This window comes from Nitrosomonas eutropha, from assembly GCF_900116685.1.
GTDB classification, from domain to species: domain Bacteria; phylum Pseudomonadota; class Gammaproteobacteria; order Burkholderiales; family Nitrosomonadaceae; genus Nitrosomonas; species Nitrosomonas eutropha_A.
The window spans coordinates 328,398-351,347 of record NZ_FPBL01000001.1; the positions used below are offsets into that span (position 1 = coordinate 328,398).

At 50.4% G+C, this 22,950-nt stretch carries 15 protein-coding genes and 1 pseudogene; 11 read left to right on the forward strand and 5 right to left on the reverse strand.

What is annotated here, in order from left to right:
- The first annotated feature begins 6 nt into the window (after window positions 1-6).
- Genes BM331_RS01615 through BM331_RS01630 form a run of 4 tightly spaced genes read left to right on the forward strand, consistent with a single transcriptional unit; the run spans window position 7 to window position 4,233 of the window.
- Window positions 7-1,161: an efflux RND transporter periplasmic adaptor subunit gene (locus BM331_RS01615; RefSeq protein ID WP_074926392.1), complete on the forward strand. Its 1,155-nt coding sequence runs from the start codon at window positions 7-9 to the stop codon at window positions 1,159-1,161.
- Window positions 1,158-1,829 carry an ABC transporter ATP-binding protein gene (locus BM331_RS01620; protein ID WP_074926394.1) on the forward strand — a complete coding sequence of 224 codons (672 nt, stop codon included), beginning with the start codon at window positions 1,158-1,160 and terminating at the stop codon, window positions 1,827-1,829. The genes BM331_RS01615 and BM331_RS01620 overlap by 4 nt, the downstream gene beginning before the upstream one ends.
- On the forward strand, window positions 1,826-3,028 hold the full coding sequence (locus BM331_RS01625; RefSeq protein WP_074926396.1) for an ABC transporter permease: 1,203 nt from the start codon (window positions 1,826-1,828) through the stop codon (window positions 3,026-3,028). The genes BM331_RS01620 and BM331_RS01625 overlap by 4 nt, the downstream gene beginning before the upstream one ends.
- A gap of 5 nt (window positions 3,029-3,033) precedes the next feature.
- Window positions 3,034-4,233, forward strand: a complete 1,200-nt coding sequence (locus BM331_RS01630) for an ABC transporter permease (protein ID WP_074926399.1) — start codon at window positions 3,034-3,036, stop codon at window positions 4,231-4,233.
- Between the two features lie 8 nt (window positions 4,234-4,241).
- On the opposite strand, the gene BM331_RS01635 is transcribed toward BM331_RS01630, so the two are convergent.
- Entirely contained in the window at window positions 4,242-4,766 is a 525-nt protein-coding gene (locus tag BM331_RS01635; protein ID WP_074926798.1) for a cytochrome P460 family protein, read from the reverse strand.
- A gap of 298 nt (window positions 4,767-5,064) precedes the next feature.
- On the opposite strand from BM331_RS01635, the gene BM331_RS11965 reads away from it, so the two are divergent.
- The 7 genes and pseudogenes from BM331_RS11965 to recD all read left to right on the forward strand — a co-directional run bounded on the left by BM331_RS11965 (window position 5,065) and on the right by recD (window position 18,892).
- Window positions 5,065-5,211, forward strand: coding sequence for a hypothetical protein (locus BM331_RS11965; RefSeq protein ID WP_218154525.1), 147 nt, complete (start codon window positions 5,065-5,067; stop codon window positions 5,209-5,211).
- Between the two features lie 56 nt (window positions 5,212-5,267).
- Complete coding sequence (locus tag BM331_RS01640; RefSeq protein ID WP_218154526.1) at window positions 5,268-6,830, forward strand: AAA family ATPase; 1,563 nt, start codon at window positions 5,268-5,270, stop codon at window positions 6,828-6,830.
- Between the two features lie 149 nt (window positions 6,831-6,979).
- Window positions 6,980-7,306: pseudogene (locus tag BM331_RS12335) on the forward strand (DUF262 domain-containing protein); the annotation flags it as partial.
- A gap of 24 nt (window positions 7,307-7,330) precedes the next feature.
- The gene (locus tag BM331_RS01645; RefSeq protein WP_256214766.1) at window positions 7,331-9,409 is read left to right on the forward strand and encodes an exonuclease/endonuclease/phosphatase family protein; all 2,079 of its coding nucleotides are present in this window, start codon (window positions 7,331-7,333) and stop codon (window positions 9,407-9,409) included.
- 171 nt (window positions 9,410-9,580) lie between these two features.
- Entirely contained in the window at window positions 9,581-13,150 is a 3,570-nt protein-coding gene (gene recC, locus BM331_RS01650; RefSeq protein ID WP_083414646.1) for an exodeoxyribonuclease V subunit gamma, read from the forward strand.
- Between the two features lie 22 nt (window positions 13,151-13,172).
- Entirely contained in the window at window positions 13,173-16,865 is a 3,693-nt protein-coding gene (gene recB / locus BM331_RS01655) for an exodeoxyribonuclease V subunit beta (RefSeq protein WP_074926405.1), read from the forward strand.
- Entirely contained in the window at window positions 16,853-18,892 is a 2,040-nt protein-coding gene (gene recD, locus BM331_RS01660) for an exodeoxyribonuclease V subunit alpha (protein WP_074926407.1), read from the forward strand. Before recB ends, recD begins: the two co-directional genes overlap by 13 nt.
- Before the next feature lie 18 nt (window positions 18,893-18,910).
- Here recD and BM331_RS01665 read toward each other — a convergent pair whose 3' ends face one another.
- The 4 genes from BM331_RS01665 to BM331_RS01680 all read right to left on the reverse strand — a co-directional run bounded on the left by BM331_RS01665 (window position 18,911) and on the right by BM331_RS01680 (window position 22,877).
- On the reverse strand, window positions 18,911-20,215 hold the full coding sequence (locus BM331_RS01665) for a M18 family aminopeptidase (protein WP_074926409.1): 1,305 nt from the start codon (window positions 20,213-20,215) through the stop codon (window positions 18,911-18,913).
- Window positions 20,216-20,497: 282 nt separating this feature from the next.
- Window positions 20,498-21,832, reverse strand: a complete 1,335-nt coding sequence (locus BM331_RS01670; protein ID WP_256214767.1) for an ATP-binding protein — start codon at window positions 21,830-21,832, stop codon at window positions 20,498-20,500.
- Complete coding sequence (locus BM331_RS01675; RefSeq protein WP_074926415.1) at window positions 21,832-22,518, reverse strand: response regulator transcription factor; 687 nt, start codon at window positions 22,516-22,518, stop codon at window positions 21,832-21,834. The genes BM331_RS01670 and BM331_RS01675 overlap by 1 nt, the downstream gene beginning before the upstream one ends.
- 68 nt (window positions 22,519-22,586) lie before the next feature.
- Complete coding sequence (locus BM331_RS01680; protein ID WP_074926418.1) at window positions 22,587-22,877, reverse strand: PepSY domain-containing protein; 291 nt, start codon at window positions 22,875-22,877, stop codon at window positions 22,587-22,589.
- Between the last annotated feature and the right edge of the window lie 73 nt (window positions 22,878-22,950).

Sequence of the window (22,950 nt, forward strand, 5' to 3'; positions counted from 1 at the left end):
ATCTTCATGCCTGGAACACGTTTACTGCTTCGCATAGCAGGTATTGCACTGCTGATTACCGCAGCAGGGTACATCACTTGGCATTTAACCAGAAGCCAGCCTCTGGAAGTGGAACTGGCGACCGTTAGTCGCGGCGCTGTTGAAGCTACTGTGGTCAATACGCGCGCTGGCACGATCAAGGCGTGCCGACGGGCCAAATTATCTCCACAAGCAGGTGGTCAGGTTATCCGCATGGAAATCAGAGAAGGAGATCGGGTCAAGGAAGGTCAGGTGCTGCTTGAATTATGGAATACTGATCTGCAAGCACAACATGATCTGGCAAAACAGCAATTGGCTACCGCAGAAAGCCGACGACAGGAATCCTGCATCCTGGCCGACAATGCGCAGCGTGAATATATCCGCACCCAACAACTGGTTGGAAAAGGATTTGTCAGCGTACAACGCGCCGATGATGCAAGTGCGACTGCCAAAGCCAACCGGGCAGCCTGCGCCGCCACGAGTGCAGAAGTCAGGCGAGCGCGTGCACAGATTGCAGTCAGTCAGGCCAACCTGGATCGAACGCAGCTGATTGCGCCCTTTGCTGGGGTCATTGCTCAAATCACAGGGGAACTGGGCGAATATGTCACCCCTTCCCCGCCGGGAATTCCCACCCCGCCAGCAGTTGATCTGATTGATGATTCCTGCTTGTATGTCAGTGCACCGATGGATGAGGTTGATGCACCCAAAATCCGGGTAGGACAAGTTGCACGCATCACGCTGGACGCCCTCCCTGGCCAGATTTTTGTGGGAAAAGTACGTCGTATCGCCCCTTATGTGACTGAAGTCGAGAAACAGGCACGCACGGTGGATGTGGAAGCCGAATTTACCAATCCTGATCAGGCTGTTCTGCTGGTAGGTTACAGCGCGGATATCGAAACAATTATTGATCACCGTAAAAATGTACTGCGCGTTCCCACTCAGGTTATCCGTCAGGACAACAAGGTTTGGGTACTGGATCAGGACAGTAGGCTTAAGGAGCAAATACTGAAAACGGGATTGGCAAACTGGGCCTATACCGAAGTGCTTGAAAGGTTGTCTGAAGGGGATCAGGTACTGCTGTCCGGCGATAATGGAGAAATCAAAACGGGCACACAAGTGACCCCCAAATCTCCTCAGCCATGATACAGCTCTCGGGTATCACTCGGATTTTTCACATGGGGGATCAGGCTATCCATGCACTCGACCATGTTGATCTGACAATCGACTCTGGTGAATATGTTTCCATTATGGGGCCTTCCGGATCGGGAAAATCAACCCTGCTGAATGTTATCGGTTTACTCGATCGGCCGGACAGCGGGCATTATCTGCTGGATGGTAGGGACGTCACCGTACTGTCAGAAACTGAGCAAGCACAGGTTCGCCGGGAAAAAATTGGTTTTGTTTTCCAGTCTTTCCATCTGATCCCGCGTTTGACGGCTGCAGAAAACATTGAAATCCCTCTGATACTGACTGGTATGCCCTCAACAGAACGCAAGGAGCGCATCGCAGCAACCTTACAGGCATTCAATCTGAGTGATCGTGCACACCACCGGCCGGCGGAGCTGTCTGGTGGACAGCGCCAGCGGGTGGCCATTGCCCGCGCAACAATCTTGCGTCCTACAGCATTGCTGGCAGATGAACCGACTGGCAATCTCGATCATCGTATCGGCTCAGAAGTAGCAGCGTTGCTGGAAGCATTGAATCAAACGGGTACCACGCTTATCGTCGTGACGCATGATCGCGAACTGGCATTGCGCGCCCGACGCCGCGTTGCGATGCGTGATGGCCGGATCGAAACCGACGAGCGATGAGACCACAGGATCTCCTGCATTTTTCCCTTAAAACCATTACCAGCTACCCTACCCGTTCGCTCTTAATTGTGCTGGCTATGGCATTGGGCGTGGCTGCCGTCATCATTCTGACTGCGCTGGGCGATGGCGCGCGCCAGTATGTCGTCAATGAATTTTCCTCGATCGGCACCAACCTGATTATTGTTTTGCCTGGCCGAGCTGAAACAGCAGGAAGTTTTCCTGGCGCAGTCATGGGTCAGACGTCAAGAGATCTGACGCTGGATGATGCTCACTGGGTAGGAAGGTTGCCACAGGTCAGCCGTTACGCTCCACTGAATGTCGGTGTGGCTGAACTTTCTGCCGTGGGCAAGCTGCGGGAAGTCACGTTGATGGGCACCACGGCCGATATTTTCCCAATCCGTCACATGAAACTTTCACAGGGAAAATTTCTTTCAAGCGCTGATGAAAATAGTGCCCAAATTGTATTGGGTGCCAAGATTGCACAGGAGTTTTTCCCGGATGGGAATGTACTGGGGCAGCGCGTTCGCCTGAGTGATCGGCGCTTCATAGTGACCGGTGTAATGGCGGTACAAGGCGAATCCATGGGATACAACTCAGACGAACTGGTCATTATCCCTATCCAGCACGCTCAGACATTACTCAACACTACTTCACTGTTCCGGTTACTGATTGAAGTCCGCCATCATGGCGAAATCGACAATGCCAGGGAAGCAATTCGTCAAACGCTCATTCGACGCCATGATGGCGAAGATGATGTCACCGTAATTGCCCACGATGCTGTACTGGCCACATTTGAACGTATCCTGCGTGCATTGACACTGGGGGTTGCCGGCATCGCCGTCATCAGCCTTGCGGTTGCCGGTATTCTGGTGATGAATGTCATGCTGGTATCGGTCAGTCAGCGCACGGCAGAAATTGGGCTGCTCAAGGCAATCGGCACTCCGGCTGCTGTCATTCGTTATATTTTTCTGGCTGAAGCCATCTGGCTATCTCTGGCAGGAGCCCTGGCCGGACTCATACTGGGGCAGGCAGGCAGTTGGGCCTTACGTCTGGCGTATCCGCAGTTGCCTGCCTGGTCACCTCTTTGGGCCAATTTTGCCGGGGTAGCAGTCGCAGTACTGGCCGGCGTTCTGGCGGGATTATTACCGGCAATCCGTGCGGCAAAACTGGATCCAGTCGATGCACTTGGCAAGCGATAAAATCGATGAATCTGGTTGAATCCCTGAAATTTGCACTCCGCGCGTTGACTGCTCACCGAACGCGCACATTTCTGTCTGCATCCGGTATTGCCATCGGCATTGCCGCCGTGATCCTGTTGACATCAATCGGCGCAGGTATTCAGCGTTTTGTGTTATCCGAATTCACCCAGTTTGGAACCAACATTGTGAATATCACCCCCGGCAAGACTCGTACGCGCGGTGCTTCGACCGGATCGATTAGCAGCGTGCGTCTGCTGACAATTGAGGATTCGCTCGCGTTAAAATCCTCTCGCCATGCGGTCTACACCAATGCAACCGTCACTGGGAATGCGGAAGTACGTGGTAACGGCCGCAGTCGGCGCGTCACTGTGTATGGCCAGGGGCCAGATTTTGACCGGGCATTTAATATGCACACAGTAATCGGACAATTCCTGCCAGCGGATGATCCACGTAATCCACGCGCCTTTGCCGTGCTTGGTGCAAAAGTGCACAAGGAATTGTACGGCAGCACTAATCCGCTTGGCTCGGTGCTGCAAGTCGGTGGCTCACGTTTTCGTATCATTGGTGTTATGGCCGCCAAGGGCCAGGTATTGGGCTTCGATCTGGATGATACGGTGTACATTCCCACTGCACGGGCACTGGAAATTTTCAACCGAGAAGGCGTGATGGAAGTTCAGGTAGTCTATCCACCAGCTACACCACTGGATGAGGTCATGCAAGATATCAAGCGCATCATGATTAAACGGCACGGGCGCGAAGATTTTACGATAACACCACAACAGCAGATGCTCAGTACACTATCTACCGTACTGAATGTACTCACTTTTGCCGTCGCGGTACTGGGAGGAATTTCATTACTGGTCGGAGCAGTGGGAATGATCACACTGATGCACATCACTGTGACAGAACGGATGGCCGAGATCGGCTTGCTGAATGCATTGGGTGCGACTCCCATGCGTATCCGTATCCTGTTTCTGCTGGAATCAACCGCACTTTCGACGCTGGGGGGTGTTGTCGGATTACTCACAGGATCAGGGATTGCCGGATTACTGGGAATACTGGTCAGCGATTTGCCCATCAGCATCCCGTGGCGCTATGTCATCGCAGCATTGCTTCTGTCAGGGATAATCGGGCTGGCAGCGGGCGTTGTTCCCGCCATACGCGCAGCCCGTCTTAATCCAGTGGATGCCCTGCGTGCCGAGTGAGCCTGGCTTTAGTGATTTTTTACGTAATCAACTAACTTCTGGAAGGAAAACAGGTTGTCCTGTTTTTGGAGTGGAGTATGACACTGCGCACAATTCAAATCGTTGTCCTTCACTTTGCCATCTGGTTCATACAAGGCAAATCCCCAACCGCCTGAGCGATCTTCAGCTTTAAAAGTACCATCCCAGTCGCTTCTTTTTTCCATAACGCCTACAGCAGCCAGTTTGTCGATGACAAACAAGCCATCCTCACCCGATTGGATTTTGCCCTCGGCATCTTTCTTAGGGGCATAGATTTCCATAACCACAACCGCGCCGGAAGCAGCCTCTTCACCATTCTTATAACTATCCACAGCAACCTGATTGGCATAAAGCTTGGCTAACTGTGTTTGGTTAGCGCGATTAGCCGTGGCATATAGAGTAAACGTTTGCGCATAATTCTCCGGGAATTTAACAAACTCCGGGTTCCCTCCCCCAAAGGCAGGGAATGACAACGTTAAACCGACCAGTGCAGATAAACCTAAACTTGATTTCATTTTTTCTCTCCTTTTAAAAATCATCCTGCAGACAAATCACCAGCAAACATGATTTGCTTTTGAGCAGAAAACGAAACATGCGTGCAAAACACGCAAATTCCACTGACATTATAGACATACCCCACACAAATCATGAAACCCGTCATCTGAATAGTAATACTGCGGGATGACTACAGATTTTCTCCCATACGTCGATAAAATCAGGTATAGCCTGATTGCTTGCTTCAGGAAGGGATATGTTTATTGTCGTCATGGGAGAAAGGATGATAGCTCTCATCAAGAAAAGGATGAATCCATCATGATAAAACCGGGAGGATATACTACAAAGACTACAAGTGATCTCGATCTGATTATCCAGCTCTGGTTGCTGCGTATTCTGATACCACTTAATGGATACGCGAATTTCTACGCTCTCACGGTTTCAGCCACGATACGCTGGCAATAATATTCGGTCTGGAACAATGGATTGATAACTTCGATTCTAAAACTGTTCTTTCAGAATTGAAATTAATACACCAGAAAGCGGAAGAACAATGGGCCAATGCATCTGTATCTGCCCCCCTGAGTAACAACATCAAGCAATTGTCTGATCTGGTTGATCTCAGTACGGTTGACTGTAGAATTCTAGAATTTTCTATACTGCTTCACAACGAATCTCTACTGGAGAACGTTGGCAATTTTCTTGGTTCGCTCTCATCAACCAGGATGTTCCACGCATTATCAGTCATTCTGAATTTACCCGAACAGGAAATCTGGAAATCCTTAAGCAGTCAGAATACCCTCGCACGCTCCGGGCTGTTATCAATTGATCGTAACAATTCTCATTGTCTGCGTAATAAACTGGGATTGCTTTCTTACGGCTTTGCTGATCAGATTACCTCCGCAGAAACCGATCCAATCAATCTGCTGCGTGGCACCGTAGTTACTGCTGCCCCCAGACAGCTTGATCTGTCTGACTACAACCATATCAATTCTTCCCTGGAAATCCTGCTTCCCTATTTACGCCATGTCACAGCCACCCAGCAGCACGGGGCCAACATTCTGTTATATGGAGCACCCGGAACCGGCAAAAGCCAACTAACTTGTGTGCTCGCCGATGAATTAGGCTACGAACTGTTCGAGGTGGCAAGTGAAGATGATGGAGGCGATCCAATAGATGGTGAGCAGCGCTTACGTGTTTTCCGCGCTACTCAAAGTTTTTTTGCACATCGTCAAGTACTGATTGCTTTTGATGAAGCTGAGGATGTCTTTGATGATGGTAAAAGTTATTTTGGCCATAAAAGCACTGCCCAGTTACGCAAAGCATGGATCAATCGGGTACTGGAAGGCAAGCCGGTACCCACCTTATGGTTGTCTAATTCCGTTCATGGAATTGATCCAGCCTTCATCCACGCTGATGCTGATCTGATTTATATTTCCGCTGGACTTATCAGAGTGCGCACTGGTCGCCTCTGTCTATACGGACCACCCGGTACCGGTAAGACTGCCTACGGACGATGGCTAGCAGAACAGCTCGCCATCCCGCTACTGGTAAAACGTGCATCTGATTTAATGTCAATGTGGGTGGGTGAAAGCGAGAAAAATATCGCCCAAGCATTTCAGCAGGCAGAGCAAGAAGGTGCACTCCTGCTGATCGACGAAATAGATAGTTTTTTGCAGGATCGTCAGAACGCACATCAAGGATGGGAAATCAGCCTCGTCAATGAAATGCTGACGCAAATGGAATCATTCTCCGGGGTCTTTATCGCTTCAACCAACCTGATGGGAAATTTAGATCAATCAACACTGCGTCGTTTTGATCTCAAGGTGAAATTTGATTTTCTACGCTCGGAACAAGCATGGGAACTGCTGTGCCGCCACTGCAAGCAATTAGATTTATCCGTGCCACAGCCGGATCTTCGGTCTCAGATCAAACGCTTACACCACCTGACACCCGGAGATTTTGCCGCTGTAATACGCCAGCATCGCTTTCGCCCAATTGAATCCCCCGCAGCACTGATATCTGCCCTTGAAGCAGAATGTGCTGTCAAGGAAGGGAAAAGCACATCTGCTGGATTTACCTGAACACCAACTCGCATTGGATAATCTTCTACAAATAAACAAATAAGGGAAATAACATGCACACCACCACTGAACTCAGATCAATTATCCACGGACGATTTCCTGACTCAAGGATACATCGGGCTATTAATGAGCCTGTCCCGCTGAGTCTAATGGACATAGCTTACTGGCAGCTGTCGGCAGTGCGAAAATTATCCCTTAAACAACAACCCAAAATTCTGGCTGCTTTACCTTCTTTGCAACGGGGTGCTGTATGGAAACCAAATCAGATCGAGTTGCTATGGGATTCAATTTTGCGTGGTTTCCCGATAGGATCTCTGGTCGTTTGCGAGAAGCTAACGAATCAGGCTTCACGCGGTATTGGAGTAAATCAGGATAGTGATGAATTTACACCCACGCACCACCTTCTTGATGGTCAGCAGCGGGCAAGTGCCATTGGTCTTGGATTTCTTGATCCCTATCCCGATCCGGGAAACTCCGACAAGGATGTGGAGGTAGATACTTTGCTGTGGCTGGATATCGCTCCAGATTCAGGGCTGTTCCCACGCAATTCGACACGGAATTATTTACTACGTGTAACCACCAAGGCTCACCCATGGGGTTTTAACGTAGATGAATTACGTGAAACAAAGCGTTTATCTGCTGAACAAGCGAAACAATCGCTGGAAGCATTTAACTGCAACAAATCTGTTAAAAATGGTGAACGCCCTCACCCTATTCAAGGCTGGCCGTATGTAGCAAACGCTCCAGTGCCCTTGGCCTGGCTTCTGATTGAGGCACAATCCATATTAGAAGAAAGCGGCACCCTGATAACTCCGGAAAAAAGTGTGGAGCTGTGGCGAAAGGTAAAGGAGCGTTGCCGAAAATTCATCGAGGGGCGCAACCCATTACCTTCTGAGCAACTTGACCCCAGGAATCGCCCATTATTGGTTCATTGGGCCTATCGCGTACAAGAAATACTAGAAACATGGCTGGAGCAACCTCAAGCACCTCAGCTTTTGGCTTTAGCAGAAGCACTAGCCAGGGCTGTTTCCACTCAACTAATGGCTCTACTGGTACCTGTCGAGGCGCTCACTCAACCCAGCCGTAACGAAGAGGGACAAAGTAGTGGAAATAATAAACCCGCTACTACTGATCGAATTGCAAACGTCGAACATTTGTTTCAGCGCCTGAATGCTGGTGGTACCGAACTCCGCGGTAATGATCTGGCATACTCCATGATCAAAGCCTACTGGCCCGGAATTGAAAAAACTATCCAGAATATCGAAACACGCCCACCGGAAACTCAAGTGGCCCTACTTGGTGCTCAGTTGGCATTAGCTACTGATGACGACAAACTCCCCCCTCCTCTGAATGTTACGACGCTGCGCACTCTGGCACGAATTGATGACGGACAACAACCAAGTGATGACAGCAAAAAGATGCGTCAGGGGGAACTCGATCGTATTAAAACTATGTTTGCTCTGAAGGGACAAGTATCTTCAGAAGCCCCCATAAAGCTTGCTTTGCAACGCCTGGATAAGTGGTTTTTGTATGATGATGTCAATCGAGATCAGAGATGGGGGTTACCACCGGTATTACGTTCCCGCATGGCGGAACAAGCACCTGAAGTTTTTCTGTTCTTACTTCGACTTACCCATCATACAACACAAGAACCTGAACCAGATGTACGGCGGAAACTGCTCGGATTGTCAACAGCCTTACATTGGTTTAGCCAAGATCGACAACGGGCTGTCAGGTGGCTTTGGGAAACTTCACCTGCCGAATGGTGCGATGGATCAGCATTTTTCAAAAATCAAAAACCTTTGCTCACACAATTACACGAACTTTCTGATGATCAGCGACATAAAACCATGGCCAACATACTGACACCAGAGCAATTAAGCGATTACATTTCCATCGATACTTTTAACGAAGACAGCATTGGTAAATGGCGATGGTGGGATACGTTGGTTACAGATCAGGCAAAAAAAGAAGGCAAGACAGCTGATGAACGCCAGGCAAAGTATGGCGGCCTGATAAAGATACTGAAAGACTATAACTATAGAAATAACAATGGTTTATTACTGATGTACGCTCAACGTGAACAGATGGCATCCTGCTTTCCTAATTACGATTCATCTCATATCGGATATTGGGATGCTCATAACGTGCCATGGGACTTTGACCATATCCTGCCGCAAAGTGCATTTGCTGACATGAGAACCGAAAATGACCTGATGGAAGTTTGTAAACAGTGGGGCAATACGATTGCCAACCTGCACATTTATCCATTCGAAAAGAACCGCAGCAGGCAGGATGAAAAAGCCAACAAAAGCCTGCCACGAGATGAGAGCACACGTATGCTGTTGAACCCATTTGAACTGGATACATTTTCATTGGAAACAAAGGATATTCGATTTAACAAGGATAAACCCCAGAATAGTGAAGCCCCTCGTAAAGTATATGAATTTGTACTTGCAGCACGAACCAGACTACTTCGCATCTATGGGGAATGGTATGACAATCTTTTGATCGGTCATTTATTGCAGTCTGATAATCAATCAACTATTTCACAAACAAATATTGCTGCCAATGATTAGCGTAAAGGTTACGACGTATGAGCTGGAAGTCTGGCTGTTTCTGATCGTGTTGACAAAAAGGCCAAATATGCCAGAGCTGTGATGTTCCCGAAGCCCGGACAGAAGTTACCTGTAGTTCAGCCTGAATGGATACACTCAATACTTTCAGCACAATAAAAAAGGAGTTTTGTCTTGCCTGAAGGTCAGGGTCAGTTTACAAGCGGTTTCATGGTTATCCATGGCAATCAGCCCGAGCTGTTGCGGCAGTTGCTGGTGCACTGGTTCAAAGCGCATCCTCTTGATCCGCTGGAAGATGAGACCATTCTCGTACAGAGCAACGGGATTGCTCAATGGCTCAAGCTCGCGCTGGCAGCGAATGCGACAGATGCTCCTGACAGTGGTTGTGGTATTGCGGCAGCACTCGATATGCTGCTGCCCGCCCGCTTTATCTGGCGGGTTTATCGAGCGGTACTGGGGCCTAATGCTGTACCAGACACTTCCCCATTTGATAAGCCGCTGCTCATTTGGCGCCTGATGCGTCTCCTGCCAGATGTTGTTCCCCTGCCGGGTTATGAACCCTTGGCACGTTTTCTAGAACAGGATAACGATCTTCGCAAACGCTACCAGTTAGCTGAAAAGATTGCGGATCTTTTCGATCAATATCAGGTATACCGTGCGGATTGGCTCGCTGCCTGGGGCAGAGGGGAGCATGTACTGTACAACACTCACCATATTGCCCGCCCACTCGATGCGACTCACTGCTGGCAAGCTATGCTGTGGCGCGCTTTGCTTGAAGATGTGGGAGCAGCAGCCGGCCAGAGTAGCCGGGCAGTTGTGCATCAACGTTTTCTGGATGCTGCCAAGCAATTAAAAAAACGGCCTGACGGATTACCGCACCGTATTTCTGTATTTGGCCTGTCTTCATTGCCGCGTCAGTCACTGGAAGTATTGTTGGCCATCTCACCTGTCACGCAGGTTCTTTTGTGTGTCCACAATCCCTGCGAGCACTATTGGGCTAATCTTTTCTCTGAAAAAGACCATGCTCGACGGACCTCAAACCGGCATGCCCGTAAAAGTAATACGCCTGCAAATATCACGGAAGATGCTTTACACCTGTATGCCCATCCATTGCTGGCTGCGTGGGGAAAGCAAGGCCGTGATTACATTGCCCTGCTGGATGAGCTGGATGAACCTGATGCCTACCGCGCCCGGTTTGAACAGGTCGGCGAGCGGATTGATCTGTTTCAGAGTCATGGAGAATCAACGCTGCTAAACCAGTTGCAAGACGACATCCGCCTGCTGCGCACGGTGGATGAATCACGCGATACATGGCCGGCAGTCGATCCTGCCAGCGATCGTTCAATCCGCTTTCATCGCGCGCACAGCATTCAACGTGAGGTTGAAATTCTGCACGATCAACTGTTGGCAGCATTCAATGCGGATGCAACATTGCGGCCGCGTGATGTCATCGTGATGGTGCCTGATATAAACGCCTATGCCCCCCATATTGAAGCGGTTTTCGGACAAGTTGAACATTCTGATGCGCGTTATATTCCATTTTCAATGGCTGATCTCACGCAACGCCAGCAAGCGCCACTGGTATTTGCCCTGGAATTTTTGCTGGATGTCCCAGAATCACGCCTGACTGTCAGTGATCTGCTCGATCTGCTTAACGTTCCGGCTGTCAGACAATATTTTGGGATTGCTGGTGACGATTTGCCACGCCTGCATCAGTGGATCAGACAAACCAACATCCGCTGGGGGTTGAGTGCTCGCCATCGCGCAAAATTTATCCAGGAAAGTCACGAGCAAAACACATGGTCGCAGGGACTCAAGCGTATGTTACTGGGCTATGCCGTCGGTTGTGATCCCACCGGGCGCGCAGATTACAGTTGGCGTGACATTGAACCTTATGGTGAGATTTCAGGGCTGGAAGCCGCGCTGGTTGGCCCGCTAGCCCGATTGCTGATCCAACTTGAAACACTTGCCGAAACCTTTGCGGAGCCTGCCGCCCCTGCCGTTTGGGGCCAGCGGTTGCAATTCCTGCTTCAGGATTTTTTCAAAAGCGAAACAGCAGAAGATACGGCCCTGCTTTTGCAGTTGCAAGCCAGCTTGCATGCCTGGCTTGAGGCTTGTACAGCCGCCGGTTTTACCGAAATGATCCCACTGGCTGTTATCCGTGAATACTGGCTGGCCCAAATTGATCAGCCCAACCTGGCGCAACGCTTTATGGCCGGCGCGCTGACTTTTGCAACCTTGATGCCAATGCGTGCCATTCCGTTCCGGATGATCTGCCTGCTGGGCATGAATGATGGCGAATTTCCCCGTACCCGCCCACCCGTTGATTTTGATCTGATGGCGCAGGACATTCGCCCGGGTGATCGTTCCCGCCGGGAAGATGATCGTTATCTATTTCTGGAAGCTCTGCTCTCCGCCCGGGAAAAACTGCATATCAGCTGGGTGGGCAAAAGTATGCTGGATAATTCCGATTTGCCGCCATCCGTACTGGTCAGCCAGTTGCGTGACCACATCGCAGCCTGCTGGCAACTGGCGGATTCCCCGGATAACGATCTGCTGGCTGCCCTGACGGTTGAACACAAGTTGCAAGCTTTCAGCCAGGATTATTTTGGTAAGGATCCGGCCACTTCAGCGTTGTTCACCTATGCACGCGAATGGGAGCGCAAACTCACCAGTCCACCGGCTCCAGCTTCTACGGAACCTCCTTTGTCATTGCCCGTTTTCAATAACCCCGTCTCGCTCGGGCAGTTGATCGCCTTTCTGAAAGATCCCGTCAAAACCTTCTGCCGTGAACGGCTGGGTATTTATTACGAGATGGATGATCTAACCAGCGAAGACCACGAACCTTTCATTCTGGATGGATTGGAACAGTGGTCACTCCAGGATCAATTGATTCAGGCTCGGCTGGATGCTGTCAACCACGAAAATGACGAAATAGCCGCTGTTGAACAACAACTGGATCGAACCTGGCGACGCGGTGAGCTGCCGCTGGGCGGAATGGCAGATTTGCTAAAAGCAACCCTGGCCGATCCCTTAGACAAAATGTTTACGTGTTATCGCGAGGCGATTACCAGCTGGCCATTTCCACTGGAAGACCAGACATTTGAGTATCCATACGTCACCACTAATGGTGTGGCAATCACTGTGCAGGGGCGTATCACACAGCGCTACTGTATGCATGATGCAAGCAACACGAGCAATACAAACAATGGTGATAAATACTGCCGGATCGAACTGAGTTCCAGCAATTTACTGAAAAACAATAAATGCCGCCACGAGAAACTGCTTGCTGCCTGGATATTCCACTTGGCTGCGCATCTTGATAGTCAGCCGATCACGACCATAATCATTGGCAAGAATGATCCTGTACAAATCAATCCACTGGCGCCAGATCTTGCCAGGAAATACTTCAATACAATTATTGAAGCTTACGTTAACGGCTTGTGTACACCACTGCCACTGGCACCTAAAACCGGTTTTGCCTGGCTGGAAAAAGAAGGAATACCTTTTAACGGCCCTCTGACAGCATGTAAGCAAAAAGCTGTTGGCACCGCCCGTAGCCAATATGAAGATGGCCACCAACATACTGGTGAAGCCAGTCAAAACGCTTATCTGCAGCGGTTTTATCCAGCCTTTGCACAACTGTGGTCAAACGGCCGCTTTACGCAACTTTGTGACGATTTGTACGCTCCGTTGATGCAACACGTTGGCAAACCCAAGGTAAATACCTGGAATCCGGAATAAGGGTCAACACACATCACCAGTCATGAACATTACGCCGCTTGATCCCCTAACCTTCCCTTTGACCGGGAGCCACCTGATCGAAGCAAGTGCTGGTACCGGTAAAACTTTTACCATCACCATGCTCTATGTCCGCCTGATTCTGGGGCATCAGGGGGAATTTGCCTTTTCCGGTGGCGCATTGACACCCCCAGATATTCTGGTGGTAACTTTTACGGAAGCAGCCACCAAGGAATTACGTGATCGGATTCGTACACGTCTGACAGAAGCTGCTCGCATCTTTCGAGCTGACCCGACAACTGCGCAACCACTGAACGATGCTGATCCGCTGCAGCAGCTACTCACCGAATATCTACCTGCCGAGTGGCCTGTCTGTGCGCGCAAACTGGAACTGGCAGCCGAATGGATGGACGAAGCAGCCATCTCGACTATTCATGGCTGGTGCAACCGGATGCTGCGGGAACATGCCTTTGATAGCCAGAGCCTCTTTACCCAGGAGCTGGAAACCGATCAAACAGAATTGCGAGCAGAAGTGGTGCGAGACTATTGGCGAATTTTCTTTTACTCGCTCGCCCTGGAAGAGATTGCCCAGATTAATGGCTATTGGAAAAGCCCTGTTGCACTGGAAAAAGCTGTCAACCCCCTACTCGATTATGTGGATCAACTGCCGGATTTATCCGCCACGGATCCATCGACCATTATCAGCACCAGCCAGAAAAACAAACATGATCTGCTGACCAGGCTCAAACAACCCTGGAGTACCTGGGCGGACGAATTGCAGGTGCTGCTCGATACTGCCGGGGCAGCTGGCCAGATTGATGGACGCAAACTGCGTGCTGACTGGTACACCAGCTGGTTGAACAAGCTAAGAGATTGGGCCAGCGATCCCGCTATAGATAGCGTAGACATTGGTAAGGGTTGGGAGCGTTTGACGTCGGAAGGGATCGCGGAGGCATGGAAAAAAGGTACCCCCTCCCATCATCCCGCTTTCAATGCAATTCTTGTGCTGAAGGAGACTCTTGATAACCTGCCCGATCCCGGCATTGAACTGCTAAGCCATGCCGCCCGCTGGATTAACGAAAAATTTGACACCATTCGGAAACACCGCGCCCAGATCGGTTTCAATGATCTGCTGACCGGCCTTGAAGCTGCCCTCACCGGCCCTTACGGTGAACAACTCGCTCAAGTCATCCGCCAGCAATTTCCGGTTGCGCTCATTGATGAATTTCAGGATACCGATCCCGTTCAATACCGTATTTTTGAACGTATTTATGAAATTTCCGGTAATCGGAACGATTGTGCGCTCATCCTGATCGGTGATCCCAAGCAAGCAATCTATGCTTTCCGGGGGGCGGATATTCATACCTATCTCAAGGCCCGGAGAGCGGTTGCGGGACGACGCTACACGCTGGATACAAATTTCCGCTCAACTCAAGCGATGGTCAATGCTGTCAATCATTGCTTTGCATATGTCGAAAACCAGGTAGATTCTCGCGGCGCATTCCTGTTCAAAACCGGGGACGATAACCCCGTGCCTTTCCTGGAAGTTAAAGCCAATGGCCGCAAGGATACATTCCAGATTACTGGCAAGATATTACCTGCCATGCTGCTGGCTGTTTCAGCCCAACATACAGAGCTCTCAAAAACCGATTACATTGAGCAGATGTCTGCCCTCTGTGCTACCCGGATCGTTGACTGGCTGAACGGCGGAGAATCTGAAAAAATCGGATTTATCGGCCAGGACATACCTTTCCGGGCAATCAGGCCGGGGGATATGGCCATTCTGGTCAATAACGGAAATGAAGCCGCCAGCATCCGCCAGGCTTTGCTGCAACGGGGTGTCCGTTCAGTATATTTATCCGACAAGGACACGGTTTATGCCACTCCTCAGGCAGCCGAAACCCAGCGCTGGCTGGCCGCCTGTGCCGAGCCCGACAATGATCGCCTGCTGCGCGCCGCACTGTCCACAACATCGCTGGGCTTCACGCTGGCAGAACTTGATTCCCTCAATACGGATGAAGCGGCGTGGGAAGCCCGAGTGATTCAATTCAAGGGCTATCGCGAGTTATGGCAAAAGCAGGGAGTGCTCCCAATGTTGCGCCGTATTCTGATTGATTTTAAATGTGGCGATCGCTTGCTTGCACTCAAGATGAATCTCAATGGCCAGAGCGGAGAACGCATCCTGACTGACTTGCTTCATCTGGCAGAAATCTTGCAGCAGGCGAGCTTTGCGCTGGAAGGTGAACATGCGTTGATCCGTTTTCTGGCCGAGCAAATTGCTGTACCCGAGGGAGAAACGGATAGTAAGAAACTGCGCCTGGAAAGCGATAGCGATCTGGTGAAGGTTGTCACCATCCACAAATCGAAGGGACTTGAATATCCACTGGTTTTTTTACCTTTCATCTGCGCAACCCGGCCCATCAAAAATAGCGATATACCGCTCAAATGGCACGACGATCAGGGGACGTTAAAAATTTCCCTTTCTGCTAACCCTGAAATCATAGTGCGTGCCGATCTGGAACGTCTCCGTGAAGACGTGCGCAAGCTCTATGTGGCATTAACGCGCGCCTGTTATCTGACCTGGCTGGGTTTGGCACCCATCAAGAACGAATCAAGCGCGATTGGCCATTTATTCGGATTGAAAACTATCCCGGCTGAACAATATCTTGATGCTCTCCAGTCTTTTATACAGGAACACCCTGATTTCTGCGTGGCGGACAAACCGGACAGCAACCTTGAGCAATACGTTGCGGAAACCCGATCAGCCCCGCCAGGTGAGGCTTGCCGCCCGCTGCGGGCAGTGAGAGAAAACTGGCGTATCAGCAGCTATTCAGCGCTTCGGGTTGATGGCAGTGTCCCATCCACGCGAATGGCTCAGGAAGACACGCCACAGGCAGAGAATCTCCTGGAGGAAGAACAACTTGAACGCTCATCCCTCTCACTACAACCTGTTTCAGAACAACTGGCAGGCGTGACCATTCATCGTTTTTTCAAAGGAGCTGAAGCAGGTATTTTTCTGCATGAACTGATGGAATGGGTCGCCAACACCGGTTTCACTAGCGTATCAAGTGATGAAACTAATTTACGTGCCACCATCGAGCGTCGTTGCAAGATGCGTCACTGGGAAACCTGGGTGGCACCACTTGTTGACTGGACCAAGCGCATGCTGACCACGCCCCTGCCGTTCGGCCCAACCAAAATTCACCTCAATTCGCTGACTGTGGTGAAAGCCGAAATGGAATTCTGGGTGGAAGCCAGCAATGTCGATCTGACTCTGCTGGATGCCGCCGTGATCAAACAGACACTGGCAAATCGCCCACGCCCGCATCTGACACAGAGTGAGTTAAACGGCATGCTCAAGGGTTTCATGGATCTGGTTTTTCAATACGATGGGCGCTATTATGTTGCGGATTACAAGTCAAACTGGCTCGGTGCTACAGATCAGGATTACACCGCAGCTGCCATGGACGAGGTGATTCGTGCCAACCGTTACGATCTGCAGTACGTCATTTATCTGTTTGCCTTGCATCGGCTCCTCAAATCCCGCCTGCCCGATTACGATTACGAACAACATGTGGGCGGTGCTGCTTGCCTCTTCGTACGTGGCATTGACGCACCCACAGCCGGTGTCCATTTTGAACGTCCCCCGGGAGCATTAATGGACACGTTGGATGAGCTGTTTGCCGGGAAAACAGCAGGTAGCGCATGCGCACTCTGACAACAAACCCGCAGGAAATGCTGGCTCTGCTGGAAAGCTGGGTTATCCGTGGCTGGCTGCGCGAGCTGGATCTTGCCCTGGTGCGTTTTTTCAAAACTGAAGTTCCCGCTATGGACCCGGTATTAATGCTGGTAACCGCTCTGGTCAGTCATCAGCTGGGGCGAGGCCATGTTTGCCTGGATCTGGACAATCTCTTAAGTGATCCTTGTACGGTATTGTCGTTGCCCTCTGATCAGAATGAACCCTCTGCCAGAAAAGAAATTCAGCATATCAGCGTTCTTCTGGCGGACTGGAAAGCATCCGGCTGGCTTACGCAACAAACGGAACTGATCAGCAAGGATGAGAAAAATACACCACTGGTGCTGACTGGGACTCGCCTGTATCTGCGCCGCTACTGGCGTTATGAGCGTCAGGTAGAAACCGCCATCTACCAGCGGTTGATCAGTAGCCAGCAGATTATCAGCCAACTGCCTGACATTGAGTTCAAAGACAAACTGCATGCACTTTTTCCATCAACCGGTACTGTGTATGCACAAACGGACTGGCAAAAAATCGCTTGCGCGCTCGCTGCCCGCAGTGCATTCAGTATCATCACCGGCGGGCCAGGAACCGGAAAAACAACTACCGTGGTTCGTCTGCTGGCACTACTGCAATCGATTGCACTTATCCAGAATCCGGAACGCCCCCTTAAAATTTGCCTGGCCGCCCCTACTGGCAAGGCAGCAGCACGCCTCAAGGAATCCATTGCTGGCGCCATCGACAAGCTGCCTGCTTTTGTGCAGAACGATACCGCGCTGAAAACGAGCATCCCGAGCGACGTAACAACTCTGCACCGCCTGCTGGGTGCGCGTCCGGATTCCCGGCTGTTCCGGCATGATGCACGCCACCCGTTGCCACTTGACGTTTTGGTGATTGATGAAGGCTCCATGATTGATCTGGAAATGATGGCGGCTGTGCTCCTGGCCCTACCCTCTCACGCTCGCCTGATTATCCTGGGAGACAAGGATCAACTGGCTTCTGTTGAAGCGGGTTCTGTACTGGGTGCCTTGTGCCACCGGGCTCAGCAAGGGCATTTCCAGCCTGAAACAGCCGCATGGATTGAAGCGATAGTCGGAGAAAAGATCGATCCTGTTCTGCTGGATGCTGATGGTCTGCTACTCGACCAGCATATTGTGATGTTGCGGGCAAGCTGGCGCTTTGATGCTGCCAGTGGCATCGGGCAACTGGCCCGTGCAGTCAATACTGGCGATCCGGAAACTATTCGCACAATCTGGACGCAGGGCTATGGTGACTTGTGCCGTCATGACTTACCTGATCTCGAAGACAAACGCCTGACAGCCATTCTGCTTGGCCAATCCGGAGAAAAAGATGCGCCGCAAGGGGTTGCGGGTTATCTGGGCACCATCAAAACAGAGCGGCCACCACTGGATGCAGAACAAGCTGCATTTGATGCCTGGGCACATCAGGTGTTGCAATCGCACGGCCGTTTCCAGTTGCTATGCGCACTCAGAAATGGTCCATTTGGGGTCAGCGGTATGAATCAGCATATTGAAACCCTGCTAGCCAAGCACCAACTAATTCAACCTGGCAATATCTGGTACGAAGGCCGCCCGGTACTGGTTACCTGCAATGACTATGCGCTTGGTTTGATGAACGGGGATATCGGGATAGCGCTCAGCTATCCTATGCATAACAGGACAACCGGAAAACTGGAATGGAGTACACGGGTTGCCTTTACCAGAGGAAATGGCAGCGGTGGTATTCACTGGGTGCTGCCCAGCCGTCTCTTGTCTATTGAAACTGTTTTTGCGCTGACTGTTCACAAATCACAAGGCTCGGAATTTGAGCATTGTGCCTTGCTGTTACCCCCCGAGCTAAATCCTGTTCTGACACGAGAGTTAATCTATACCGGCATCACCCGGGGAAAACGCTGGTTATCCATCATTTGCACTGACAACAACATTATTGATCAAGCTGTCTCCCGCACATTGCAGCGCTCCGGCGGATTATTTGCCGGATCATCCTGATCAGGAGCGGTTGGTACGCTAACTCAATAAAAACTGTTTCAGCACTTTGATCATATATTCGTGATCCTGCACGCCAGCGCTTTCCCGAATGCTGTGCATGGCCCACATTGGACAGCCGATATCAATACTGCGTATACCCAGCTTGGCCGAAGTCATTGGCCCGATTGTGCTGCCACAGGGTAAATCCGAGCGGTGCGAATAGCGCTGATAAGGTACCTCTGCTGCCTCACACCAGTGAATAAAATGGGCGGCAGAAATGCTTTCCGAGCTATAGCGGTGATTGGCATTAAATTTGATTACCGGCCCCTGGTTCACAAATACTTTGTGATCTGCATCATAGGCTGAGGGAAAATTGGGGTGATAGGCATGTGCCATATCTGCACTGATGAAAAAACTCTGCGCCAGTGCGCGCGCAGCATCTTCGTGATCCGGAGAGGTGGCCAGACTGATCCGCTGTAATATATCTGTCAAGAAACTGCCACCCGCGCCAATATGACTTTCACTGCCAATTTCTTCATGATCAAAAAATGCGCAAACAAGCGTACTGGCAGCATGGTTGAGTGCAGTATCATCCAGTACTGCCTGTAATCCGGCATGACAGGAGGCCAGATTATCAATCTGGCTATTGGTATAAAACTCCTGGCTTGTCCCCCAGAATGCCCCTTTCTGTGTATCGTGAACGGCCAGATCCCAGGACAGGATTTGTGAAGCACCAATCCCTGTCATCTGTTCCAGCAGTGCCAGAAAACAAGATTGCGGCAGCTGGTCGTTGGTCAATTGCGCGAGGAATGGCAACAATTCATTCTGCTTGTGCAGCTTCAACCCTTCTTCATTGACACCTCGATTCATGTGAATTGCCAAGTTTGGTATACGCAGCAAGGGATGATCAATACGCACCAATTTATGTGCAAGATGTCCATGCCCGTAGGTATAACTGACGCGCCCGGCTAAGCTTAGATCGCGATCAGCAAAAGTAGCGAGAATGGGACCGCCATAAACTTCAACCCCCAAGCGGACAATACCATCACTGGCAGTTGCGGCATTCGGCCTGATCCGCAATCCGGGAGAATCGGTATGCGCGCCGATAATTCTGAATCCGGATTCTGCCGGTGGTTTCTGTCCTGGGACGAATAATATAATTGAGGAATCATCTCGCACCACATAGTAGCGCCTGCCCGGCTGCAACTGCCATTTGGCTGTTTCATCAAGCCGGATAAATTGAAATTTTTCTATTTCTGCTTCGATTGAAGCAACGGCATGCCATGGACTTGGACTGTTGTCGATAAAATCCAGCAGATTCTGCACATACGTTTGAGCTGTCATGATCTCTGTTTTTAAAGGGAAGTTATAAAATAATAGATGGCGTACAGCTAGTCTCAGTAAGTAACTGTTGGTAATTTCCGATGAGTAAGCAATTGTAGCCAGTTTACTGTAATCATCTGCTATAAATGCATGGGCTGGATGTACTTACAACCTGTGCTAATACACTGTGTGATGGAAATGGCCGTAAATCGGTTACAGAAGGTATGTCGTCAGGAGCAGATACTTTGACAACATGGCCAGACAGAGCCTGGCACACAAGACGCGATATGACTTTGCTAACTGTTATTTACTTCTTCTGAAGCGCAGTATGACGCTGAGCCCCCCAGCAGGATGGTTTTCAATTAACAGGTCACCCCCATATACCTGCATGATGTCCCGCACAATGGCCAGGCCGATGCCGTGGCCGGAAGTGGACTGATCAGCGCGGGCGCCACGTTCCAGAATACGGGTAATTTCGTGCAACGGAATGCCTGAACCATCATCCCTGATGTGAATCTCTACTTGATCTCCCTGATAACCGGCAGATAAATGAATGCTGTGACGGCACCACTTGAATGCATTGTCGATCAGGTTTCCGAACAGCTCCATCAAATCACCTTCATCAATGCGCAGACGGATGCTGCTATCAATGTCCACTGTAATCTCCGGATGCTTGTGGCGATAGGCTTTGGTCACCGTGTTGACGATCCTGTCGATCATCGGGCGCAGCAAGAGTAACCCCATACCGGGTGAACTGCCGGCAGTGGCAGCACGGCGTAATTGATACTGGATTGTGTTATCCATGCGATCGATTTGTTCTTGAATCGTTTTATGCCGGATTACCTCCTCATCCTCACCATGAATCGCACCCTGCAAGATGGCAAGTGGTGTTTTCAGGCTGTGTGCCAGATCAGCCAGGCCGTTACGGTAACGCTTTTGCTGCTTGTGTTCGTGGGTGATCAAGGAATTGATACTGTCGGTCAGCAATCTAAGCTCTCTGGGGTAGATACCCTTGAGATTTTCCTGCCGACCGGATTCAATTGCGGCAAGCTCCACGGAAACTTTGCGTAAGGGCAGCAGCCCCCAGCGCAATACCAGCATCTGTGCAGCAAGCAGAACAATCGCCATGACACCCAGCCAGCCCCATAGATCTTCACGATAACGCTCTATCTGAGCATCAAGCAGCGTGGTATCAGTAATAACGTTGAAAGTCAGCGGATAATCACCGGAGGGGGTTTCCCAGGCAATGCCGTAACGGTAAATAAAATGTGGTTCGTCATTAAGCAGGATTTGTTCAAATATTTTTTCTCCCTGTCCCAGAGGGGCAATAGTCGGAACAAGTTTATTCAATGACGAGATGGAACGCCAAATAACAGTGTTGGCAGGGCCGATGATGAAGGCATAAGTGTGCGAGTTGACGTGTTCAAATTCCACATCCAGCTGATTAACCGGCACGTCCAGCTCACCGTCCTCCACTTCGGCATCACCCATCAACATTAACAGTTTTGCAAACAGGCGATCCTTCACCCCTATACGTGCACTGTCGTAGAAAGCACGATCCAGTGTGAATGTAATGCCGCCAATAAAAACCAGTAATACCAGCGTGGCACTGAGCAGAACACGCTGGTTAAGTGACATCATGCCGATTTATTACAATCCAGTACGAAGCGGTAGCCACGCCCGCGCAGGGTTTCAATCGGCTTTAATGTGCCATCAGGATCGAGTTTGCGCCGCAATCGGCCAATCATGACTTCAAGCACATTACTGTCTCGATCTTCGTCATGTGGATAGAGAGCATCAGCGAGCGTATATTTGGAAAGTACTTCATCACGATGGCGTACCAGCTCTTCCAGCAGGCGGTATTCAAATGAGGTTAATTCAATACTCACACCATTGACGGAAACCTGTTGTGCTGTGACATCCACCACGATCGGGCCGCATTCCAGCAGGGTTTGCGGGATACCGTTGGCGCGGCGCAACAATGCTTTAACCCGGGCTTGCAGTTCTTCCATTTGAAACGGCTTGGTCAGGTAGTCATCCGCACCCGTTTCCAGGCCCTGTACCTTGTCTTGCCAACTGCTGCGCGCAGTCAGGATCAAAATCGGCAGCAGACTGCCCCGTTGTCGCAGCGCCTTGATCACATCCAGGCCGGATTTACCAGGCAGGCCAATATCAATAATGGCAGCATCAAAACGGTATTCTGTCGCGAGAAACCCCCCTTCTTCGCCATTATTGCAAGTATCAACCATGTAGCCTGCCGCTTCCAGCTGCTGACGAATCTGGTTTTGCAAAAGGAGTTCATCTTCGACAACCAGAATGCGCATTCAAACCCCCTGTCGCATACGATGACAACAAAATGCGCCGGATTGAATCATGAAATTCATTTTGAAGATTAATGCGTGGATACAACCGCGCCATTCTGTGCATTGATCAGAACGGTGTGCACCATGCCCTGGTCGCTAAGTATTTTGATGCGGTAGAGGTTATCAGTTCGGTTGATTGCCAGCACACGTCCCCTAAAATGCTGTTGTGCAATTGCGATCGCTCGCTGTTCTGAAATGCCGCTTGCTGAATTACCTGCCTTGTTGTGCTCACCGGCTGAATTATGGCGGCCAGCAGCGGCTTCGGACAGCGCAGCAATCATGATTAACATAACCAGTAACGCTTGCTGCCATCCTTTCATAACCCCTTATCCTTGCTTGCCGATAATTAAAATCAAGCGGGAGCAGGATAAGTTTTTAATGGATACCCGGCAC

Bases quoted from the DNA above. Each gene is read 5' to 3' on its own strand.
- BM331_RS01615 (WP_074926392.1), top strand. From the start codon at position 7: ATGCCTGGAACACGTTTACTGCTTCGCATAGCAGGTATTGCACTGCTG.
- BM331_RS01620 (WP_074926394.1), top strand. From the start codon at position 1,158: ATGATACAGCTCTCGGGTATCACTCGGATTTTTCACATGGGGGATCAG.
- BM331_RS01625 (WP_074926396.1), top strand. From the start codon at position 1,826: ATGAGACCACAGGATCTCCTGCATTTTTCCCTTAAAACCATTACCAGC.
- BM331_RS01630 (WP_074926399.1), top strand. From the start codon at position 3,034: ATGAATCTGGTTGAATCCCTGAAATTTGCACTCCGCGCGTTGACTGCT.
- BM331_RS01635 (WP_074926798.1), bottom strand. From the start codon at position 4,766: ATGAAATCAAGTTTAGGTTTATCTGCACTGGTCGGTTTAACGTTGTCA.
- BM331_RS11965 (WP_218154525.1), top strand. From the start codon at position 5,065: ATGATAAAACCGGGAGGATATACTACAAAGACTACAAGTGATCTCGAT.
- recB (WP_074926405.1), top strand. From the start codon at position 13,173: ATGAACATTACGCCGCTTGATCCCCTAACCTTCCCTTTGACCGGGAGC.
- recD (WP_074926407.1), top strand. From the start codon at position 16,853: ATGCGCACTCTGACAACAAACCCGCAGGAAATGCTGGCTCTGCTGGAA.
- BM331_RS01665 (WP_074926409.1), bottom strand. From the start codon at position 20,215: ATGACAGCTCAAACGTATGTGCAGAATCTGCTGGATTTTATCGACAAC.
- BM331_RS01670 (WP_256214767.1), bottom strand. From the start codon at position 21,832: ATGTCACTTAACCAGCGTGTTCTGCTCAGTGCCACGCTGGTATTACTG.
- BM331_RS01675 (WP_074926415.1), bottom strand. From the start codon at position 22,518: ATGCGCATTCTGGTTGTCGAAGATGAACTCCTTTTGCAAAACCAGATT.
- BM331_RS01680 (WP_074926418.1), bottom strand. From the start codon at position 22,877: ATGAAAGGATGGCAGCAAGCGTTACTGGTTATGTTAATCATGATTGCT.